This window comes from Streptomyces sp. NPDC036822, assembly GCF_055609145.1.
The window spans coordinates 316,111-332,823 of record NZ_JBVJPY010000003.1 but is presented as its reverse complement, the minus strand read 5'-3'; the positions used below and the strand labels follow the sequence as shown (position 1 = coordinate 332,823).

General features: G+C 71.9%; 14 protein-coding genes. 6 read left to right on the top strand and 8 right to left on the bottom strand.

Going from position 1 to position 16,713, the window contains the following annotated elements; translation table 11 throughout:
• Positions 1-39: 39 nt before the first annotated feature.
• Positions 40-1,845 (bottom strand): NHL domain-containing thioredoxin family protein, encoded by a 1,806-nt coding sequence (locus tag ACZ68P_RS09045; protein ID WP_471004365.1) that lies wholly within the window; start codon positions 1,843-1,845, stop codon positions 40-42.
• A 118-nt stretch (positions 1,846-1,963) separates the two neighbouring features.
• Here ACZ68P_RS09045 and ACZ68P_RS09040 point away from each other — a divergent pair, with 118 nt between their 5' ends.
• Positions 1,964-2,500, top strand: coding sequence for an LURP-one-related/scramblase family protein (locus ACZ68P_RS09040; RefSeq protein ID WP_471004363.1), 537 nt, complete (start codon positions 1,964-1,966; stop codon positions 2,498-2,500).
• Between the two features lie 161 nt (positions 2,501-2,661).
• On the opposite strand, the gene ACZ68P_RS09035 is transcribed toward ACZ68P_RS09040, so the two are convergent.
• The gene (locus tag ACZ68P_RS09035) at positions 2,662-3,459 is read right to left on the bottom strand and encodes a carbon-nitrogen family hydrolase (RefSeq protein ID WP_471004361.1); all 798 of its coding nucleotides are present in this window, start codon (positions 3,457-3,459) and stop codon (positions 2,662-2,664) included.
• 155 nt (positions 3,460-3,614) lie between these two features.
• Between ACZ68P_RS09035 and ACZ68P_RS09030 the strand changes: the two genes are divergently transcribed.
• Positions 3,615-4,442, top strand: a complete 828-nt coding sequence (locus ACZ68P_RS09030) for a maleylpyruvate isomerase family mycothiol-dependent enzyme (RefSeq protein WP_471004359.1) — start codon at positions 3,615-3,617, stop codon at positions 4,440-4,442.
• A 61-nt stretch (positions 4,443-4,503) separates the two neighbouring features.
• Here ACZ68P_RS09030 and ACZ68P_RS09025 read toward each other — a convergent pair whose 3' ends face one another.
• Entirely contained in the window at positions 4,504-5,817 is a 1,314-nt protein-coding gene (locus ACZ68P_RS09025; protein ID WP_471004357.1) for an MFS transporter, read from the bottom strand.
• The gene (locus ACZ68P_RS09020) at positions 5,814-6,455 is read right to left on the bottom strand and encodes a GntR family transcriptional regulator (protein WP_471004355.1); all 642 of its coding nucleotides are present in this window, start codon (positions 6,453-6,455) and stop codon (positions 5,814-5,816) included. The genes ACZ68P_RS09025 and ACZ68P_RS09020 overlap by 4 nt, the downstream gene beginning before the upstream one ends.
• 114 nt (positions 6,456-6,569) lie before the next feature.
• On the opposite strand from ACZ68P_RS09020, the gene ACZ68P_RS09015 reads away from it, so the two are divergent.
• Positions 6,570-6,812 (top strand): DUF6411 family protein, encoded by a 243-nt coding sequence (locus ACZ68P_RS09015; protein WP_471004353.1) that lies wholly within the window; start codon positions 6,570-6,572, stop codon positions 6,810-6,812.
• A gap of 105 nt (positions 6,813-6,917) precedes the next feature.
• Here the strand turns inward: ACZ68P_RS09015 and ACZ68P_RS09010 are convergent, their stop codons facing one another.
• The 3 genes from ACZ68P_RS09010 to pdhA are packed head-to-tail and all read right to left on the bottom strand — an operon-like array spanning position 6,918 to position 10,508.
• Positions 6,918-8,327: a dihydrolipoamide acetyltransferase family protein gene (locus tag ACZ68P_RS09010; protein WP_471004911.1), complete on the bottom strand. Its 1,410-nt coding sequence runs from the start codon at positions 8,325-8,327 to the stop codon at positions 6,918-6,920.
• 31 nt (positions 8,328-8,358) lie between these two features.
• Positions 8,359-9,339: an alpha-ketoacid dehydrogenase subunit beta gene (locus tag ACZ68P_RS09005; RefSeq protein ID WP_365713147.1), complete on the bottom strand. Its 981-nt coding sequence runs from the start codon at positions 9,337-9,339 to the stop codon at positions 8,359-8,361.
• Between the two features lie 2 nt (positions 9,340-9,341).
• On the bottom strand, positions 9,342-10,508 hold the full coding sequence (pdhA, locus tag ACZ68P_RS09000) for a pyruvate dehydrogenase (acetyl-transferring) E1 component subunit alpha (protein ID WP_471004351.1): 1,167 nt from the start codon (positions 10,506-10,508) through the stop codon (positions 9,342-9,344).
• A gap of 358 nt (positions 10,509-10,866) precedes the next feature.
• Between pdhA and ACZ68P_RS08995 the strand changes: the two genes are divergently transcribed.
• Both ACZ68P_RS08995 and ACZ68P_RS08990 read left to right on the top strand, forming a co-directional pair.
• Positions 10,867-11,526: a response regulator gene (locus tag ACZ68P_RS08995; RefSeq protein ID WP_471004349.1), complete on the top strand. Its 660-nt coding sequence runs from the start codon at positions 10,867-10,869 to the stop codon at positions 11,524-11,526.
• Between the two features lie 304 nt (positions 11,527-11,830).
• Positions 11,831-12,859: a phosphotransferase gene (locus ACZ68P_RS08990; protein ID WP_471004347.1), complete on the top strand. Its 1,029-nt coding sequence runs from the start codon at positions 11,831-11,833 to the stop codon at positions 12,857-12,859.
• Positions 12,860-12,871: 12 nt separating this feature from the next.
• Here ACZ68P_RS08990 and ACZ68P_RS08985 read toward each other — a convergent pair whose 3' ends face one another.
• A complete protein-coding gene (locus tag ACZ68P_RS08985) occupies positions 12,872-14,488 on the bottom strand; it encodes a protein kinase domain-containing protein (protein WP_471004345.1) in 1,617 nt (538 codons plus the stop codon).
• A 276-nt stretch (positions 14,489-14,764) separates the two neighbouring features.
• Here ACZ68P_RS08985 and ACZ68P_RS08980 point away from each other — a divergent pair, with 276 nt between their 5' ends.
• Positions 14,765-16,396: a Stk1 family PASTA domain-containing Ser/Thr kinase gene (locus ACZ68P_RS08980; RefSeq protein WP_471004343.1), complete on the top strand. Its 1,632-nt coding sequence runs from the start codon at positions 14,765-14,767 to the stop codon at positions 16,394-16,396.
• Positions 16,397-16,713: the final 317 nt, after the last annotated feature.

Genomic DNA, 16,713 nt, shown 5'->3' with positions numbered 1-16,713 from the left:
GGCGCGCGGCGGGTCACCCTCCCGGAGAGGACCGCGCGGTCAGGCGTCCATGCCGGCGAGGATCAGCGGCAGCCGGGCGACGCCGCTCGCGGTCACCTTCACCGGAACACCCCAGTCCTGCTGGTGGACATGGCAGGCCGGGTACTCGTTGGCCGGGTCGTCGTCGCAGGACGCCGCCATCGCCGAGACGTGCAGCACGCCCTCGGCGAGGTCCGGGTTGAGCTCCAGCTCCCGGAAGAGGTCCGTGCCCGTCCCCTCGCCGCCCAGCAGCAGGTCGGGCGGGGTCGAGGAGACGAGGAGCCGGGTGGACGGACCGTACCGCTCGTCCAGCTTCTGGCCCGTCGGCGCCTGGAAGACGACGTCGAGGCGGAGCCGCCCGGGGGCGACCTCGGTGGCCTCGCGCCGGGTGCGGTAGGCGACGGACTCCACCCGCACCGCCTCCTCCGGCAGCCGCAGCCGCGTCAGCCTGTGCCGGGCGGACTCGACGACGACGATGTCGTCCCCGACCAGGACGGCGTCGGCCGGCTCGCGCAGATCGGTGGCGAGAGTGGTGACCTCGCCGGTGGCCGGGTCGAAACGGCGCAGGGCGTGGTTGTACGTGTCGCTCACGGCGACCGACCCGTCGGGCAGGGCGGTGACGCCCAGCGGGTGCTGGAGGAGCGCCTGATCGGCGGCGCCGTCCCGGTGACCGAAGTCGAAGAGACCGGTGCCGACGGCGGTGTGCACCGCGCCCTCCGTGTCGACCCAGCGCAGGGCACTGTTCTCGGAGTCGGCGACCCACAGCCGGTCCTCGGTGGCGGCGAGCCCGGACGGCTGGGCGAACCACGCCTCGGCCGCCGGCCCGTCCACCAGGCCCTCGTTGGTGGTGCCGGCCGCGACCTCCACCGTCCCCGTCTCCGGGTCGTACGTCCACAGCTGGTGGACGCCGGCCATGGCGATCCACACCTTGCCCCGCCACCAGGCCACGTCCCACGGCGAGGACAGGTCGACCTCCAGCGCGGGGCCGGAGGTGGGGGAGCCCTGCCACCACTGCCGGCCGGTCCCGGCGATCAGCTCGATCGCGCCGGTCGCCGGGTCGAGGAGGCGCAGCGCGTGGTGCACGGTGTCGGCGACGACGACCTTGCCGTCGGGCAGCACGGCCAGCCCCTGCGGCTCCCGGAACTCGCCCTCGCCGATCCGTCGTACGACGCTCTCGCCGTCCGGCTCCAGCTCGACGAGCTGATGCCGTGTGGTGTCGGAGACGAGGAGGTTGCCGGAGGGCAGGACGACCGCCTTCCCGGGGAACCGCAGATCCCCCGCGACCGGCTCCGGCGGCACGTACGGCCCGTCACCGCGCCGCAGCGTCCCCTTGGCCTCGTGCTCGGCCTCCAGCTCCTGGACGAGGCTCCGGATGGCGGTGGCATGCCCCTCGCCCGCGTGCTGGGCGACGACGTAGCCCTCGGGGTCGATGACGACGAGCGTCGGCCAGGCCCGTACGGCGTACTGCTTCCAGGTGGCGAGCTCCGGGTCGTCGAGCACCGGGTGGTGCACCTGGTACCGCTCGACGGCGTCGACGACGGCCTGGTGCTCGGCCTCGTGCACGAACTTCGGGGAGTGGACGCCGACGATCACGAGGGTGTCCCGGTGCTGCTCCTCGAGCTCACGCAGCTCGTCGAGGACATGCAGGCAGTTGATGCAGCAAAAGGTCCAGAAATCGAGCAGAACGATCTTTCCGCGCAGGTCGGCGAGGGTCAGATCGTCTCCGCCGGTGTTCAGCCAGCCACCCTTGCCGATCAGCTCGGGGGCACGGACACGGGCACGGCGGGGCGCGGGCGCGGGGGTGGGCGCCGGGACGGCATCGTTCATGGTTCAAGGGTGCCGTACGCGTGAAAGCCGGGGACGGGTGGGGCGGAAGCGGCGTGTCCGGCACGGGCGGGCGTCGGGACACGCGTGAAGGCCGGCCCTGCGGGGAAGCGCTCTCCTCATGGAGCGACATTCCGGGGAACAGGCGACGATCCCCCACAAATACCTCGTGCGCGACAAGCTCTTCGCCGTCGGCGACGACTACTGGATCGAGGACGAGAACGGCCGCCATGCCTTCCTCGTCGACGGCAAGGCCCTGCGGCTGCGCGACACCCTGGAGCTGAAGGACCCTCTCGGGCAGGTCCTCGTCACGCTGCGGCAGAAGGTGTTCGCCCTGCGGGACGCGATGACGATCGAGCGGGACGAACGGCCGCTCGCCACGATCCGCAGGAAGCGGCTCTCGCTGCTGCGCAACCACTACCGCGTCACGCTGGTCGAGGGCACGGAGCTGGACGTCAGCGGCCGGATCCTGGACCGGGAGTTCATCGTGGAGTACGAGGGCGAACTCCTCGCCCACATCTCCCGCCGGTGGTTCCGGGCCCGGGACACGTACGCCGTGAACGTCGTCCGTGAGGACGCCGACGCGGCGCTGCTGATCGCCGTGGCGGTGTGCGTCATCCGGATGGCCGAGCGCGAGCGGGAGGACCGGGAGGACTGAGCGCGGAGGCCGGGGGGGCGGCCGCCGGCCGAGGGAAGCGCGCCGGCCCGCCTGCCGCGCCGGGGGCCCGCGGTCCAAGGCGCCGCCGAGGGGCAGGCCGACGGCCCCAGGGCCGCGGAGCGGGCCCGCGTTCCGGCCGCCGCGGCCCCAGGGCCGCGCACTCAGGGGCGCGGCGGCTTCGCCACGCCCAGGACCCGGTCCTTCAGCGCGGGGAACTGCTCCCGGGTCGTCGTCACCTTCGCCGGGTCGAGGGTGACCCGGAGGATCTCCTCGTCCGAGCCCGCCTCGGCGAGGACCTCGCCCCAGGGGTCGACCACGAGGGAGTGGCCGGCCTGCTCGACGCCGGCGTGCGTGCCGGCCGTGCCGCAGGCCAGCATGTACGCCTGGTTCTCCACGGCCCGCGCCTGGGCGAGCAGGGTCCAGTGCGCGCGCCGGCGGGCCGGCCAGCCGGCCGGGACCACGAACGCCTGGGCGCCCGCGTCCACCAGGCCCCGGAACAGCTCGGGGAAGCGCAGGTCGTAGCAGGTGGCGACGCCGACCGTCAGCTCGGGCAGCGCGACCGTCACCGGCTCCTCGCCCGCCGCCATCATCACGGCCTCGCCCTTGTCGAAGCCGAAGCGGTGGATCTTGCGGTAGCTCGCGGCCAGGGTGCCCCCGGGGGTGAAGACGAGCGAGGTGTTGTAGAGCTCGCCGCCCGCCGCCTCGACGACGGACCCGGCGTGCAGCCACACCCCGGCGTCCCGGGCGGCCGCCGACATCGCCTCGTACGTCGGCCCGTTCAGCGGCTCCGACTCGGCGGCGAAGGACTCGTACGCGAAGGCCCCCATGGGCCACAGCTCCGGCAGGACGACGAGGTCGGCGGCGCCGCGCTCCGCGCGTACGAGAGCGGCCACGCGCGCCCGGCGGGAGTCAACCGGTTCATCCGGGTCTACTGCGATCTGGATCAGCGAGGCGCGCACACTACCACCGTCCTGGCATTCGAGCCGTCAACACGGGCCTACGATCGTCACACGAAAGCACTGCCGGGGTGCCTTCGGGCAGCGTAACTTAGCGTCCGAGCCTCCCACGCAGTCTTGTTTTCAGCCCGCGCACCGCAGAACCGCCGAGGGGTCCCGTGACCGTCCATCCCAGCCTTCAGACCTACGCCGACGCCTGGACCCACTCCATCGAAGCGATATCCGAGCTGGTGCAGCCGCTCGTGGAAGGCGAATGGAACCGCGCCACTCCGTGCCCGGGCTGGTCGGTGCGCGACATCGTGTCCCATGTGATCGGCATGGAGTGCGAGATGCTGGGCGACCCGCGCCCCATCCACTCCCTGCCTCGTGATCTCTACCACGTGCGCACCGAGTTCGCCCGCTACATGGAGATGCAGGTCGACGTGCGGCGGCACCACACCGGCCCCGAGATGACCTCGGAGCTGGAGTACGTCCTGATCCGCCGTGCCCGGCAGCTGCGCAACGAGAACCGGCAGCCCGACCATCTGATCCGTGCGCCTCTCGGCGCCGAGCAGACCCTGGAAGTCGCCTACCGGATGCGGGCCTTCGACGTATGGGTGCACGAGCAGGACCTGCGCGCCGCGCTCGGCCGGCCGGGCAACCTCGACTCCCCCGCCGCCCTGATCACCCGTGACGTGCTGCTGGAGGCGCTGCCCAAGGTCGTCGCCAAGGACGCGGGCGCGCCGGCGAGCTCGGCGGTCGTCATCGACGTCCACGGGCCCGTCGAGTTCCTGCGGACCGTCAGGGTGGACGCGGAGGGCCGCGGATCGGTCGACGGCGCGCCGTCGCTCGGGCCCGCGGCGACGCTGGCGACGGACTGGGAGACGTACGTCCGTCTGGCCTGCGGCCGGGTCCGGCCGGCGGACGTGGCCGACCGGATCAAGACCGACGGCGACGCGGACCTGGTGGCGGCGATCCTGGACAACTTCGCGGTGACGCCCCGGTAGCACGCCCCTCCCGCGTCCGGCCGCTCCGGCCGGAGAACGGTCGCGCCGGGCCTTGCCGGGCTCAGACCGGGACGTGCACGGCCTCCACTCGGCTGGCGACCAGGCGTTCCCGCTCGAGTCGCGCGGTACGGGACCTGAGGCGGAGGATCTGGGTGACGCCCAGCGCCTCCAGGACGAAGACGGAGGAGAAGGCGATCCGGTAGTTGTCGCCGGTGGCGTCGAGGAGGACGCCGACGGCGAGCAGGGTCGTCATCGAGGCGACGAAACCACCCATGTTGACGATGCCCGAGGCGGTGCCCTGACGCTCCGGCGGGTTCGCCGGGCGGGCGAAGTCGAAGCCGATCATCGAGGCGGGTCCGCAGGCGCCGAGGACCGCGCAGAGGGTGATCAGCAGCCACATGGGCGCCCGGTCGCCGGGGTGGGCGACGGTCGCTCCCCACGCCAGCGCGGTCGCCGCGACCGTGCCGAGGGCCAGCGGGGCCCGCGCCGCGTGGTGCCGGGCGATGATCTGACCGTAGGCGAGCCCCACCACCATGTTGGACAGCACCACGAGCGTCAGCAGCTCGCCGGCGACTCCCCGCGAGAGCCCCTGCGCCTCGACGAGGAACGGCATGCCCCACAGCAGCAGGAACACCATGGCCGGGAACTGGGTGGTGAAGTGCACCCACATGCCGAGCCGGGTGCCGGGTTCGCGCCAGGATTCGGCGATCTGCTTCCGGACGAACGCGGATCCGGCGTGCCGGACCGGCGCGGGGGCGTACCCCTCGGGGTGGTCCTTGAGGAAGAGCAGCAGCAGGACGAGCACCATGAGGCCCGCGACCGAGCTGCCGACGAAGGTCGCGGTCCAGCCCACGCCGTGCAGCGCCCGCGCGATGACGATGGTCGAGACGAGGTTGCCCGCCATGCCGAAGAGGGCGGCGACCTGCCCGATCAGCGGCCCGCGCCGGGCCGGGAACCAGCGGCTGCCGAGCCGTAGCACGCTGATGAAGGTCATCGCGTCGCCGCAGCCGAGCAGCGCGCGGGAGGCGAGTGCCATGCCGTACGAGGGGGAGAGCGCGAAGCCCAGCTGTCCGACGGTGAAGAGCACCACGCCGAGGGTCAGCACCTTCTTGGTGCCGAGCCGGTCGACCATCAGGCCGACGGGTATCTGCATGCCGGCGTAGACGAGCAGCTGGAGGATGGAGAAGGTGGACAGGGCGGAGGCGTTGACGTCGAAGCGGTCGGCGGCGTCGAGGCCGGCGACGCCCAGGGACGTACGGAAGATGACGGCGACGAAGTAGACGGCGACGCCGACGCCCCAGACGAGGGCCGCGCGCCTGCCGCCGGGCGGGTCGCCGGGGAGGGCGGCGGAGGATCCGAATCCGCGTCCGCTCACCGCGCCTCACCCCTGACCAGGACCTTGACCCAGCTGAGGTGCTGCCGGACGCAGGCGGCGGCGCCCTCGACGTCGCCCTCCCGGATCCGTTCCAGTATCTCGGCGTGTTCGGCGATGTTCTTGGCGACGCGGTCGGGCTGCGACTGCATCACGGCGACGCCCATCCGCAGTTGCCGGTCGCGCATCTGGTCGTAGAGGCGGGCGAGGATCTGGTTGCCCGCGTGCCGGACGATCTCGGCGTGGAAGCAGCGGTCGGTGACGGCGACCTCGGCGAGGTCCCCGGCCTCGGCCCGGCACTTCTGCTCCTCCAGGAGCTCCTCGAGGCGCGCGATCAGCGCGGGCGTGGCGGGGACGGCCCGGCGCACGGCGAACTCCTCGACGAGCAGGCGGGTCTCGACCACGTCGGCGATCTCCTGCGCGGAGACGGCGAGGACGAGGGCGCCCTTCTTCGGGTAGAGCTTCAGCAGCCCTTCCATCTCCAGTTTGAGCAGCGCCTCGCGCACGGGCGTCCGGGAGACGCCGACGGCCAGGGCCAGTTCCCCCTCGGTGAGCAGGGTCCCGCCTTCGTAACGGCGGTCGAGGACGGCCTGCTTGACGTGCATGTAGACGCGGTCGGCTGCGGGCGGCGCGGAAGGCATGCGCACAGCATAGATACAACAGGGGTGCAACAGGCAGGCCCGTCCGCGATGTGGACGCATGGGCGGTGTGAGGCCGGGCACGCGAACACGACACCCGCAGACAAGGAGTTTCTCGTGCTCATCGTCGGCATAGTCGCCGTGTGCGTCGTCCTCGCCGTCCTGGCGTTCCTCGTGCCCCGGCTCTCCCACCACCCTCAGCGCGGCACGCAGCGCACCCTCGGCCTCGGCTCCCGCGCGGGCGGCAAGGCGCCCGGCGTGCTGGGCCGCCTGTTCAGCAAGCCCTTCAACAGCAGCCAGAAGGCGGTCGGCAAGAGCGGCTCCGCAGGCCGCAAGGCGCGGGGCAAGATGCCGTTCTGAACCACAGGAGCCCGATGCCGCTCCGCACGCGAGAACGCCCGGCCGGGGCACTGCCACCGGCCGGGCGTTTCACGTGAAACAGCGGAACTCAGACGTACGGGCGCATCACGCCCAGGTGATCAGCCGCTTCGGCTGCTCCAGGATCGCGGCGACATCGGCCAGGAACTTGGAGCCCAGCTCCCCGTCGACCAGTCGGTGGTCGAAGGACAGCGCCAGGGTGGTGACCTGACGCGGCTTCACCTTGCCCTTGTGGACCCAGGGCTGGAGCTTGATCGCCCCGACCGCGAGGATCGCGGACTCGCCCGGGTTCAGGATCGGCGTACCGGTGTCGACGCCGAAGACGCCGACGTTGGTGATGGTGAAGGTGCCGCCCTGCATCGCGCCCGGGGTCGTCTTGCCCTCGCGGGCGGTGGCGACCAGCTCGCTCAGGGACCGCGACAGCTCCGGAAGGGTCTGGGCGTGCGCGTCCTTGATGTTCGGCACGATCAGCCCGCGCGGGGTGGCCGCGGCGATGCCCAGGTTCACGTAGTGCTTGAGCACGATCTCCTGGTTCACCTCGTCCCAGGCCGCGTTGATCTCCGGGTTGCGCTTGGCGGCGACCAGGACGGCCTTGGCGATGAGCAGGAGCGGGTTGACCCGCAGGCCCGCCATGTCCTTGTCGGACTTCAGCTCCTCGACCAGCTTCATCGTGCGCGTGATGTCGAAGGTCACGAACTCGGTGACGTGCGGCGCGGTGAAGGCCGAGCCGACCATCGCCGCCGCCGTGGCCTTGCGGACTCCCTTGATGGGGATACGGGTCTCCCGCGCGTCCGTCGCCACCGCGGGCGCGGCAGCGGCGGAAGCCGGGGCCGCGGCCGACGAGGCCGTCGGTGCCGGAGCAGCGGCGGCGGGCGCCGGAACGGCCGGAGCCGGGGCGGCCGCCGCGTGGACGTCCTCCCGGGTGATGATCCCGTCCGGACCGGTGGGGGTGACCGTCGTCAGGTCCACCCCGAGGTCCTTGGCCAGCTTGCGCACCGGCGGCTTGGCCAGCGGGCGGCCGCTCGCCGGACCGTGCCCGTTGAGCTGCTCCGGTACGGAGGCGGGCGCGGCGGGCGCCGGGGCGGGTGCCACCGGGGCGGGCGCCTGCACGGCACCGGCCGGGGCGGCCTTGCGGGCGCGGCGCTTGGTGGAGGTCGCGGCCACGCCGTAACCGACCAGGACCGGCTGCCGGCCCTGGGGCTCGGCCTCCTCCTCGGCGGCGGGAGCGGGCGCTTCGACCGGCGCCTGGGCCGGCGCTTCGGCCTCCGGGGCCGCGCCGCCGACGTTCACCGAGATGATGACCTCGCCGACGTCGACCGTCGTCCCCTCGGGGAAGCGCAGCTCGTGCACCACACCGTCGAAGGGGCACGGCAGCTCGACCGCCGCCTTGGCCGTCTCGACCTCGCAGACGACCTGGCCGTCGGTGACCGTGTCACCCGGCTGGACGTACCACTTGAGGATCTCGGCCTCGGTGAGGCCCTCGCCCACGTCGGGCATCTTGAATTCGCGGATCGTCACGATGCTCTCCTCAGTACGCCAGCGAGCGGTCGACGGCGTCGAGCACGCGGTCCAGGCCCGGCAGGTACTCCTCCTCCAGGCGCGCCGGCGGATACGGCGCGTGGTAGCCGCCGACCCGCAGGACGGGGGCTTCCAGGTGGTAGAAGCAGCGCTCGGTGATGCGCGCGGCGATCTCCGCGCCGGAGCCGAAGAAGACCGGGGCCTCGTGCACCACGACCAGGCGGCGGGTCTTCTCGACCGATGCCTGGATGGTGTCGAAGTCGAGCGGGGAGATCGAGCGCAGGTCCACGACCTCGACCGACTTGCCCTCCTCGGCGGCGGCCGCGGCGGCCTCCAGGCAGGTCTTCACCATCGGGCCGTACGCGGCGAGCGTGAGGTCCGTGCCCTCGCGGGCGACCCGGGCCTTGTGCAGCTCGCCGGGGATGGCCTCGGTGTCGACCTCGCCCTTGTCCCAGTAGCGGCGCTTGGGCTCGAAGAAGATCACCGGGTCGTCGCTCTGGATCGCCTGCTGGAGCATCCAGTAGCCGTCGGAGGAGTTCGCCGGGGTGACGACCTTGAGGCCCGCGACGTGCGCGAAGAGCGACTCGGGGGACTCGGAGTGGTGCTCGACGGCCCCGATGCCACCGCCGTACGGGATGCGGATGACGACCGGCATCTTGACCGTGCCGAGCGAGCGGGCCCGCATCTTCGCCAGCTGGGTGACGATCTGGTCGTACGCCGGGAAGACGAAGCCGTCGAACTGAATCTCCACGACCGGCCGGTAGCCGCGGAGCGCGAGGCCGATCGCGGTGCCGACGATGCCGGACTCGGCGAGCGGGGTGTCGACGACGCGGTCCTCGCCGAAGTCCTTCTGCAGCCCGTCGGTGATCCGGAAGACACCGCCGAGCTTGCCGACGTCCAGACCCATGATGACGACCTTGGGGTCGGTCTCCAGGGCCTTGCGGAGCGACTCGTTGAGCGCCTTCGCGAGGGGAAGCTTCTGTACAGCCATGTCTACTCGGCCTCTCCGCCCGCGAAGGACGCCTGGTAGTCGGCGTACTGCGCGCGCTCCTCGTCGACGAGCGCGTGCCCGTCCGCGTACACGTTGTCGAACATCGCCATGTGCTCCGGAACGGGCATGGCGCGGACGACCTCGCGTACGTGCTTGCCGAGCGCCTCGCTCTCCGCCTCGAGCTCCTCGAAGAAGGCCGCGTCGGCGTGGCCCTCGTTCTCCATGTACGCCTTGAGGCGCAGGATCGGGTCCTTGGCCTCCCACGCCTCACGCTCGGCGTCGCGGCGGTACCGGGTCGGGTCGTCGGAGGTGGTGTGGGCGGCCATCCGGTAGGTGAACGCCTCGATGAGGGTCGGGCCCTCGCCCCGGCGGGCACGCTCCAGGGCGGAGCGGGTCACGGCGAGGCACGCGAGGACGTCGTTGCCGTCGACGCGGACGCCGGGGAAGCCGAAGCCGCGGGCTCGCTGGTAGAGCGGGACGCGGGTCTGCTTCTCGATGGGCTCGGAGATGGCCCACTGGTTGTTCTGGCAGAAGAACACGACCGGGGCGTTGTAGACCGCGGAGAAGACGAACGACTCGTTGACGTCGCCCTGGCTGGAGGCCCCGTCGCCGAAGTACGCGAGCACGGCGGAGTCCGCCCCGTCCTTGGCGATGCCCATGGCGTAGCCGGTGGCGTGCAGGGTCTGCGAGCCGAGGACGATCGTGTACAGGTGGAAATTGTTGCTGTTGGGGTCCCAGCCGCCGTGGTTCACACCGCGGAACATGCCCAGCAGATTGGTCGGGTCGACACCACGACACCAGGCGACGCCGTGCTCACGGTAGGTCGGGAAGACGTAGTCGTCGTCGCGCAGCGCCCGGCCGGAGCCGATCTGCGCGGCCTCCTGGCCGAGCAGCGACGCCCACAGGCCCAGCTCGCCCTGACGCTGCAGGGCGGTTGCCTCGGCGTCGAAGCGGCGGGTGAGGACCATGTCCCGGTAGAGGCCGCGCAGCTCGTCGGCGCTCAGGTCGATGTCGTAGTCGGGGTGCTGGACGCGCTCCCCTTCGGGCGTCAGCAGCTGAACGAGCTCGGGCTCGGCGCCCGGCCCCTTCTTGACGCTCGCGCTGGCGGTGCGCTTGGTGCCGCTGCTGCGTCGCGTCGTCTTGCGCGCGGCAGTGCTTTCCACGGTCACGTGCGTGCTCCTCCGTCGGTCCGGCCCCCGGGTTCGCCGGGTGGGCCTGGGGTCCCCCCTACCGGAGGTAAGGGGAGGCTCCGCCTTATCCGACCCGCGCACGGGGTGGGTGCGACGCAGCCGGGGACAGGCGTGACAGGTGCCCCGGCGAGCGCCCTGTCATAGGCACGTTACCCAGTGCGCCGCATTCCTGCGAAACCCCATTTGACCTGCGATTTTGCTTGGATTTCCAAGTAAATCGAGGAATACGGGAACACAGCTGGTCAGCGCGGTGCAACGGCCGTGCGGCCGCCGGAACACGGGCACGGTATCCCGGCACCCCCGGGCACGGGAAGAGCCAATATGTGAGACTGACCCCGTGCGCGAAGATGGAAAAATCCGTGTATTTCTGTTGGACGATCACGAGGTCGTCCGGCGCGGCGTCCACGAGCTGCTCTCCGTGGAGGACGACATCGAGGTGGTCGGAGAGGCCGGCACGGCGGCGGACGCCCTGGTCAGGATCCCGGCGACCCGTCCCGACGTGGCGGTGCTCGACGTCCGGCTTCCGGACGGCAGCGGCGTCGAGGTCTGCCGCGAGGTCCGTTCGCGGAACGACGAGATCAAGTGCCTGATGCTCACCTCGTACGCCGACGACGAGGCGCTCTTCGACGCGATCATGGCCGGTGCCTCGGGGTACGTCCTCAAGGCCATCCGGGGGAACGAGCTCCTTTCGGCCGTACGGGACGTCGCGGCCGGCAAGTCGCTGCTCGACCCGGTGGCGACCGCCCGCGTCCTGGAACGGCTGCGCGACGGAAACAACCCGAAGGGTGACGACCGGCTCGCCAACCTGACGGACCAGGAGCGCAGGATCCTCGACCTGATCGGCGAGGGCCTGACGAACCGGGCCATCGGCGAGCGACTGCACCTCGCGGAGAAGACGATCAAGAACTACGTCTCCAGCCTGCTGTCCAAGCTGGGCATGGAGCGACGCTCGCAGGCCGCCGCGTACGTGGCCCGGATGCAGGCCGAGCGGCACTAGCCCGCCCGAGCGGGATCCGCCCGGCGTCACCCGGCCGGGGGTCACTCGGGCGGACGTCACCCGGCCGGACGCGACCCGTCGCCCGGTGACCCCACCGGTCCGGCCCCGCTGGGCGCCTTCGGCCCCGCGCCGCGCTCCGTGGACGGGGCCCCCTTCGAACCGGTCTACCTGAGCGTCGAGCCCCACTTCGTGACCGTGCACACCCTCGGCCACACCGCCGCACCCGAGGCCGCACCACCCTCCCCCCGGCGGGCACTCCGTCCCGCGACAGACCCACCACGTAGCGTGATCTAACATCTGGTGAGTGCCGCGCTCATCTGAAACGCTCGCTCCGCCTCTCGGCGACCTGCTGCGCCGCTACCGCCACGCCGGCGAGCCGCTCTCCTGCGAACCGGTCTCGCAGGGCCTCCTCAACCGCGGCTACCGCCTCGCCACCACCCGCGGCTCCTACTTCCTCAAGCAGCACCTCGACGCTCCGACCGCCGACCGGGACACCATCAGCCGCCAGCACCGGGCCACCGAGCGCCTGCACGCCCTCGGACTGCCCGTGGCGCCGCCGCTCGCCGACCGGGCCGGCCGCACCGTCGCCGTGATCGGCGGCCGCTGCTACGCCCTGCACCCCTGGATCGAGGGGCGCCACCGCGACGGCGCCCAGCTCTCCGCCGCCGGCTCCCGCCGCCTGGGCACCCTCCTCGGGCACGTCCACACCTGTCTGGAGCAGGTGATGGAGGCCCCGCCCGGCGGGACGTACGAGCGCGGGCCGTACGCGAGCGCCCGGCCCGAGGACACCTTCCGGATCATCGACGAACTGCTCCGCCTCGCCCGCGCCCGGCGCCCCCGTGACAGCTTCGACGAACTCGCCGAACACCGGCTCGTCGAACGCCGCTTCCTGCTCGCCGAGCACGCCCACCGCCGCCCTCCGCCCGCCGCCGCGGCCGGTTGGGTGCACGGCGACTTCCACCCCCTGAACCTGCTCTACCGGGGCGCCGAGCCGGCCGCGATCGTCGACTGGGACCGCCTCGGCGTCCGGCCGCGCGCCGAGGAGGCGGTCAGGGCCGCCGCCATCTTCTTCGTCCGTCCGGCCGGCGAGCTGGCGCTGCGGAAGGTGCGGGCGTACGCCCGGGCTTACCGGCGCGCGGCGGGCGCGGACGGGGCCGAACTGGCGGCGGCGGTGCACCGGGTGTGGTGGGAGCGTCTCAACGACTTCTGGATACTGCGCTGGCGCTACCAGCTCCACGACCGAAGGGCCGACCCGCAGTTTCCCGCGGCGTCGGCCCTGGTGGTGTGGTGGACCCGCGAATACGAGGCGGTGCGCGACGCGTTCACGGGGTGAGGTGAGGAGCGGTCAGGGGGTGGTTCCCCCGGTGGGCTCGCCGATGGCGCCGGTCGTGGTGCCGGTCGTCGTGCCGGAGGAGGTACCGGAGGACGTGCCCTGGTTGGTGCTGCCCTCGGTGGTGCTGCCCTCCGTCGTGCCCTCGGTGGTGCCCTCGGTGGTGCCCTCGGTGGTGTTGCCCTCCGTCGTACCCCCGTCGTCCGTTCCGCCGTCGGTCGGATCGGTGGGCGGCGTCGACGGGTCGCCGGACGGCGTGCTCGGGGTCGTCGGCCGGTAGGACGGCCGGTAGGACGGCTCGTAGGTGTCCTGGTTGCCGCCCGAGGAGGTGTCCGGCGAGCCCGTCTCCTCCGTGGGGTCCTGCGACGGCGTCGGAGTCGGGGACGTCGTGGACGGCGAGGTGGTGACGGTCGGCTTGTCCGTCGTACCGCCGCCTCCACCGCCCGCCTTGTCCACGGCGTAGGCGACGCCGGCCACGATCGCGATCAGCGCGAGCGCGACGAACAGCCACATCCTGCCGCGGCCCCTGCGGCCGTTGCCGTACGCGCCGTGGCCGTCGTACCCGCCGTCGTCGGGGTTCATCGGCGGCAGGATCGGGCCCTGCGAGGTCTCGTGGTGCATCGGGTGGCCGAGCGCGGTCGTCGCGGTGACGCCGCCGCCCGGCGTGTGGGCACCCTCGTGCAGCTCCACCGGGCCCGTGTTCCAGGTGCCCGTGTGGCCGCCCTGCTGCTGGAGCATCTGCAGGCCGTACTGGATCAGGCCCCGCATCTCCTCGGCGCTCTGGAACCGGTCGTCCGGGTCCTTCGCCAGCGAGCGCATGACCAGACCGTCGAGCTCAGGCGGCGACGCCTGCGCCACGTCGGACGGCGGGACCGGCATGTCCTGGACGTGCTGGTACACCACCGACAGGGGCGTCTCGCCGGTGAAGGGCGGCCGCAGCGCCAGCAGTTCGTAGAGCAGACAGCCGGTGGCGTACAGGTCCGAGCGGTGGTCGACGGCCTTGCCGAGGGCCTGCTCGGGGGAGAGGTACTGCGGGGTGCCCATGACCATGCCGGTCTGCGTCATCGTCGACTGGGCGCCGTGCAGGGCGCGCGCGATGCCGAAGTCCATGACCTTGACCGCGCCGCCGTGCGTGATGATGACGTTCGCGGGCTTGATGTCGCGGTGCACGATGCCGTGCTGGTGGGAGTAGGCGAGTGCCTCGAGAACGCCCGAGACGATGATGAGGGCCTGCTCGGGGCCCGGCGCCTCGGCGCTGATCAGCAGATCGCGGATGGTGCGGCCCTCGACCAGCTCCATCACGATGTAGGGGACGGACTGGGCGCCGACGACGTCCTCGCCGGAGTCGTAGACCGCCACGATGGCATGGTGGTTGAGGCCGGCGACCGACTGCGCCTCACGGGTGAAGCGGGCCTTGGAGACGGGGTCCTCGGCGAGGTCGGCGCGGAGCAGCTTCACGGCGACGGTCCGGCCCAGACGCACGTCCTCGGCGGCGAACACCTCGGCCATGCCGCCGCGCCCGAGACGGTGGGTCAGGCGGTAGCGCCCGTCACCGACCACGCCGCCGACTCCCCAGGACTCCGCCCCGGCATCCGGCACACCGCCGCCGCCTGCTTCGGATTCGGGTGCCATCAGTCCTCGCCGTCATGTCTTGCCGTGCCCTGCCGTCACGTCTGACCCGTCACGCTACAGGCTCCGTCCGACAGCACGGTCCGAGATGGACCGGCCATCCAACCCCTTCCGCGTACACCTGTGCAAATTCCAGGCGGTTCCTGTAACGCTTCCGAGACGCTTCTTGTGCTGAGGGTCACGGAACGGGCACCCGGCTTGACGTGTCGGTGCCCTGGGGCAGACTTGGCCAGGAAAAATCGGTGGAGCGCCGCCACGCGCGCGTAGGGGGAAGCACGAATGAGCCAGGACGGCGCACAGGGCCGCTATGCGGGCGGTTCGGTCGCGAACGGCCGTTATCAGCTTCGTGATCTGCTCGGCGAAGGCGGCATGGCGTCGGTCTACCTGGCCTACGACAGCGCGCTCGACCGGCAGGTCGCCATCAAGACCCTGCACACGGAGCTCGGCCGGGAACAGTCGTTCCGCGAGCGGTTCCGCCGTGAGGCGCAGGCGGTCGCGAAGCTGTCGCACACCAACATCGTCTCGGTCTTCGACACCGGCGAGGACACCCTCGACGGCGCCGTCATGCCGTACATCGTCATGGAGTACGTGGAGGGACAGCCGCTCGGCTCGGTCCTCGCCTCCGACGTGCGGCAGTACGGCGCGATGCCGGCCGACAAGGCGCTGAAGGTGACGGCCGACGTACTGGCCGCCCTGGAGACCAGCCACGAGATGGGCCTGGTCCACCGCGACATCAAGCCCGGCAACGTCATGATGACCAAGCGCGGCGTCGTCAAGGTCATGGACTTCGGCATCGCCCGTGCGATGCAGTCCGGTGTCACCTCGATGACCCAGACCGGCATGGTCGTCGGCACCCCGCAGTACCTCTCCCCCGAGCAGGCGCTCGGCCGCGCGGTGGACGCCCGATCCGACCTCTACTCGGTCGGCATCATGCTGTTCCAGCTGCTCACCGGCCGCCTCCCGTTCGACGCGGACTCGCCGCTCGCCATCGCCTACGCGCACGTCCAGGAGGAGCCGGTCGCTCCCTCCTCCATCAACCGGTCGGTGACGCCGGCGATGGACGCGCTCGTCGCCCGCGCGCTGAAGAAGAACCCGAACGAGCGGTTCCCGAGCGCTGCGGCGATGCAGGACGAGTGCCTGCGGGTGCTGTCGGCGGGCCAGACGGGCGCTCCCGTGATCGTCGCGGGCGGTCCGGTCAGCAGCGGTGCGGGCGTCGGCTCGGCCGTCTTCCCGCCGGTCGGCCAGACCCCGCCGCCCTCCACGCAGGGCGTGCAGCACCCCTACCAGGCTCCGACACCGCAGCCCGGGCCGTACGGCGTCCCCACCCCGGCCCCCGCGCCCTCGTACGGATATCCGCCGCAGGCCCCGGCGTACCAGACGCCCACGCCCGGGCCGTACACGATGTCGCCGCAGCCCTCGACCTCCGCGTCGCCGTCCTCCGTCGGCGGCCACGGGGGATCGGGCGGCTCCGGCCGCAACATGCCGGTGCTCGTCGGTGCGATCGTCGTGGTGCTGGTCGTGATCGGCGGGGTGATCACGGCGATCTCCCTCAACAAGGACGACCCGAACGCCAACGCGACCGGCGACCCGAGCCAGAGCCAGTCGGCGGCTCCCGGTCACAAGGGTCCGGACCTGACGAAGACCATCGACCCGAAGAAGTGCACGGAGCCGACCGAGTCGAACGACGACCCGGCGAAGTTCCAGATCCCGAACTTCACCTACAAGAACATCCAGTCCGTGAAGGCGTGCATCCAGGCCGCCGGGTGGAAGATCACCACGCAGACGCCGGTGGACGAGGCCACCTACGGCGAGGGCACCGTCCTGGAGCAGTACCCGCCGTCCGGCGAGGACGCCTCGAAGGAAGACGCCGAGTTCACCCTGAAGGTGTCGACCGGCAACCCGCCGCAGTAGCCTCCGCCCGCCCTGCCCCCGCTCAGGCCGCTCCTGCCGGCTCGGCCTCAGCGGCCTTCGCGGGGCGGGGCTCGGCGGTGGGGTTTGGCGGTGGGCCTTCGCGGGGGCGGCTCGGCGGTGGGCCTTCACGGGGGCGCCGAGACTCCTCCCACCGCGGTCGTCCTCCGCCTGTCCCGCCCGGGATGCCGGAAGTGTCCCGACATGTGACGCTGAGTTCGATTCCTCGGCGGCTCGGTACGGGAGGGGGTCACCCCGTGACTCCAGTACTCCGCGGGGCACGGCGACGGGCCCTCGGCCCGGTGTTCGTGTGCTCGCTG

Excerpts from the sequence above, each read along its gene's own strand:
- ACZ68P_RS09045 (WP_471004365.1), bottom strand. The coding sequence starts at position 1,845 with ATGAACGATGCCGTCCCGGCGCCCACCCCCGCGCCCGCGCCCCGCCGT.
- ACZ68P_RS09040 (WP_471004363.1), top strand. The coding sequence starts at position 1,964 with ATGGAGCGACATTCCGGGGAACAGGCGACGATCCCCCACAAATACCTC.
- ACZ68P_RS09020 (WP_471004355.1), bottom strand. The coding sequence starts at position 6,455 with ATGCCTTCCGCGCCGCCCGCAGCCGACCGCGTCTACATGCACGTCAAG.
- ACZ68P_RS09010 (WP_471004911.1), bottom strand. The coding sequence starts at position 8,327 with ATGCCCGACGTGGGCGAGGGCCTCACCGAGGCCGAGATCCTCAAGTGG.
- ACZ68P_RS09005 (WP_365713147.1), bottom strand. The coding sequence starts at position 9,339 with ATGGCTGTACAGAAGCTTCCCCTCGCGAAGGCGCTCAACGAGTCGCTC.
- ACZ68P_RS08985 (WP_471004345.1), bottom strand. The coding sequence starts at position 14,488 with ATGGCACCCGAATCCGAAGCAGGCGGCGGCGGTGTGCCGGATGCCGGG.
- ACZ68P_RS08980 (WP_471004343.1), top strand. The coding sequence starts at position 14,765 with ATGAGCCAGGACGGCGCACAGGGCCGCTATGCGGGCGGTTCGGTCGCG.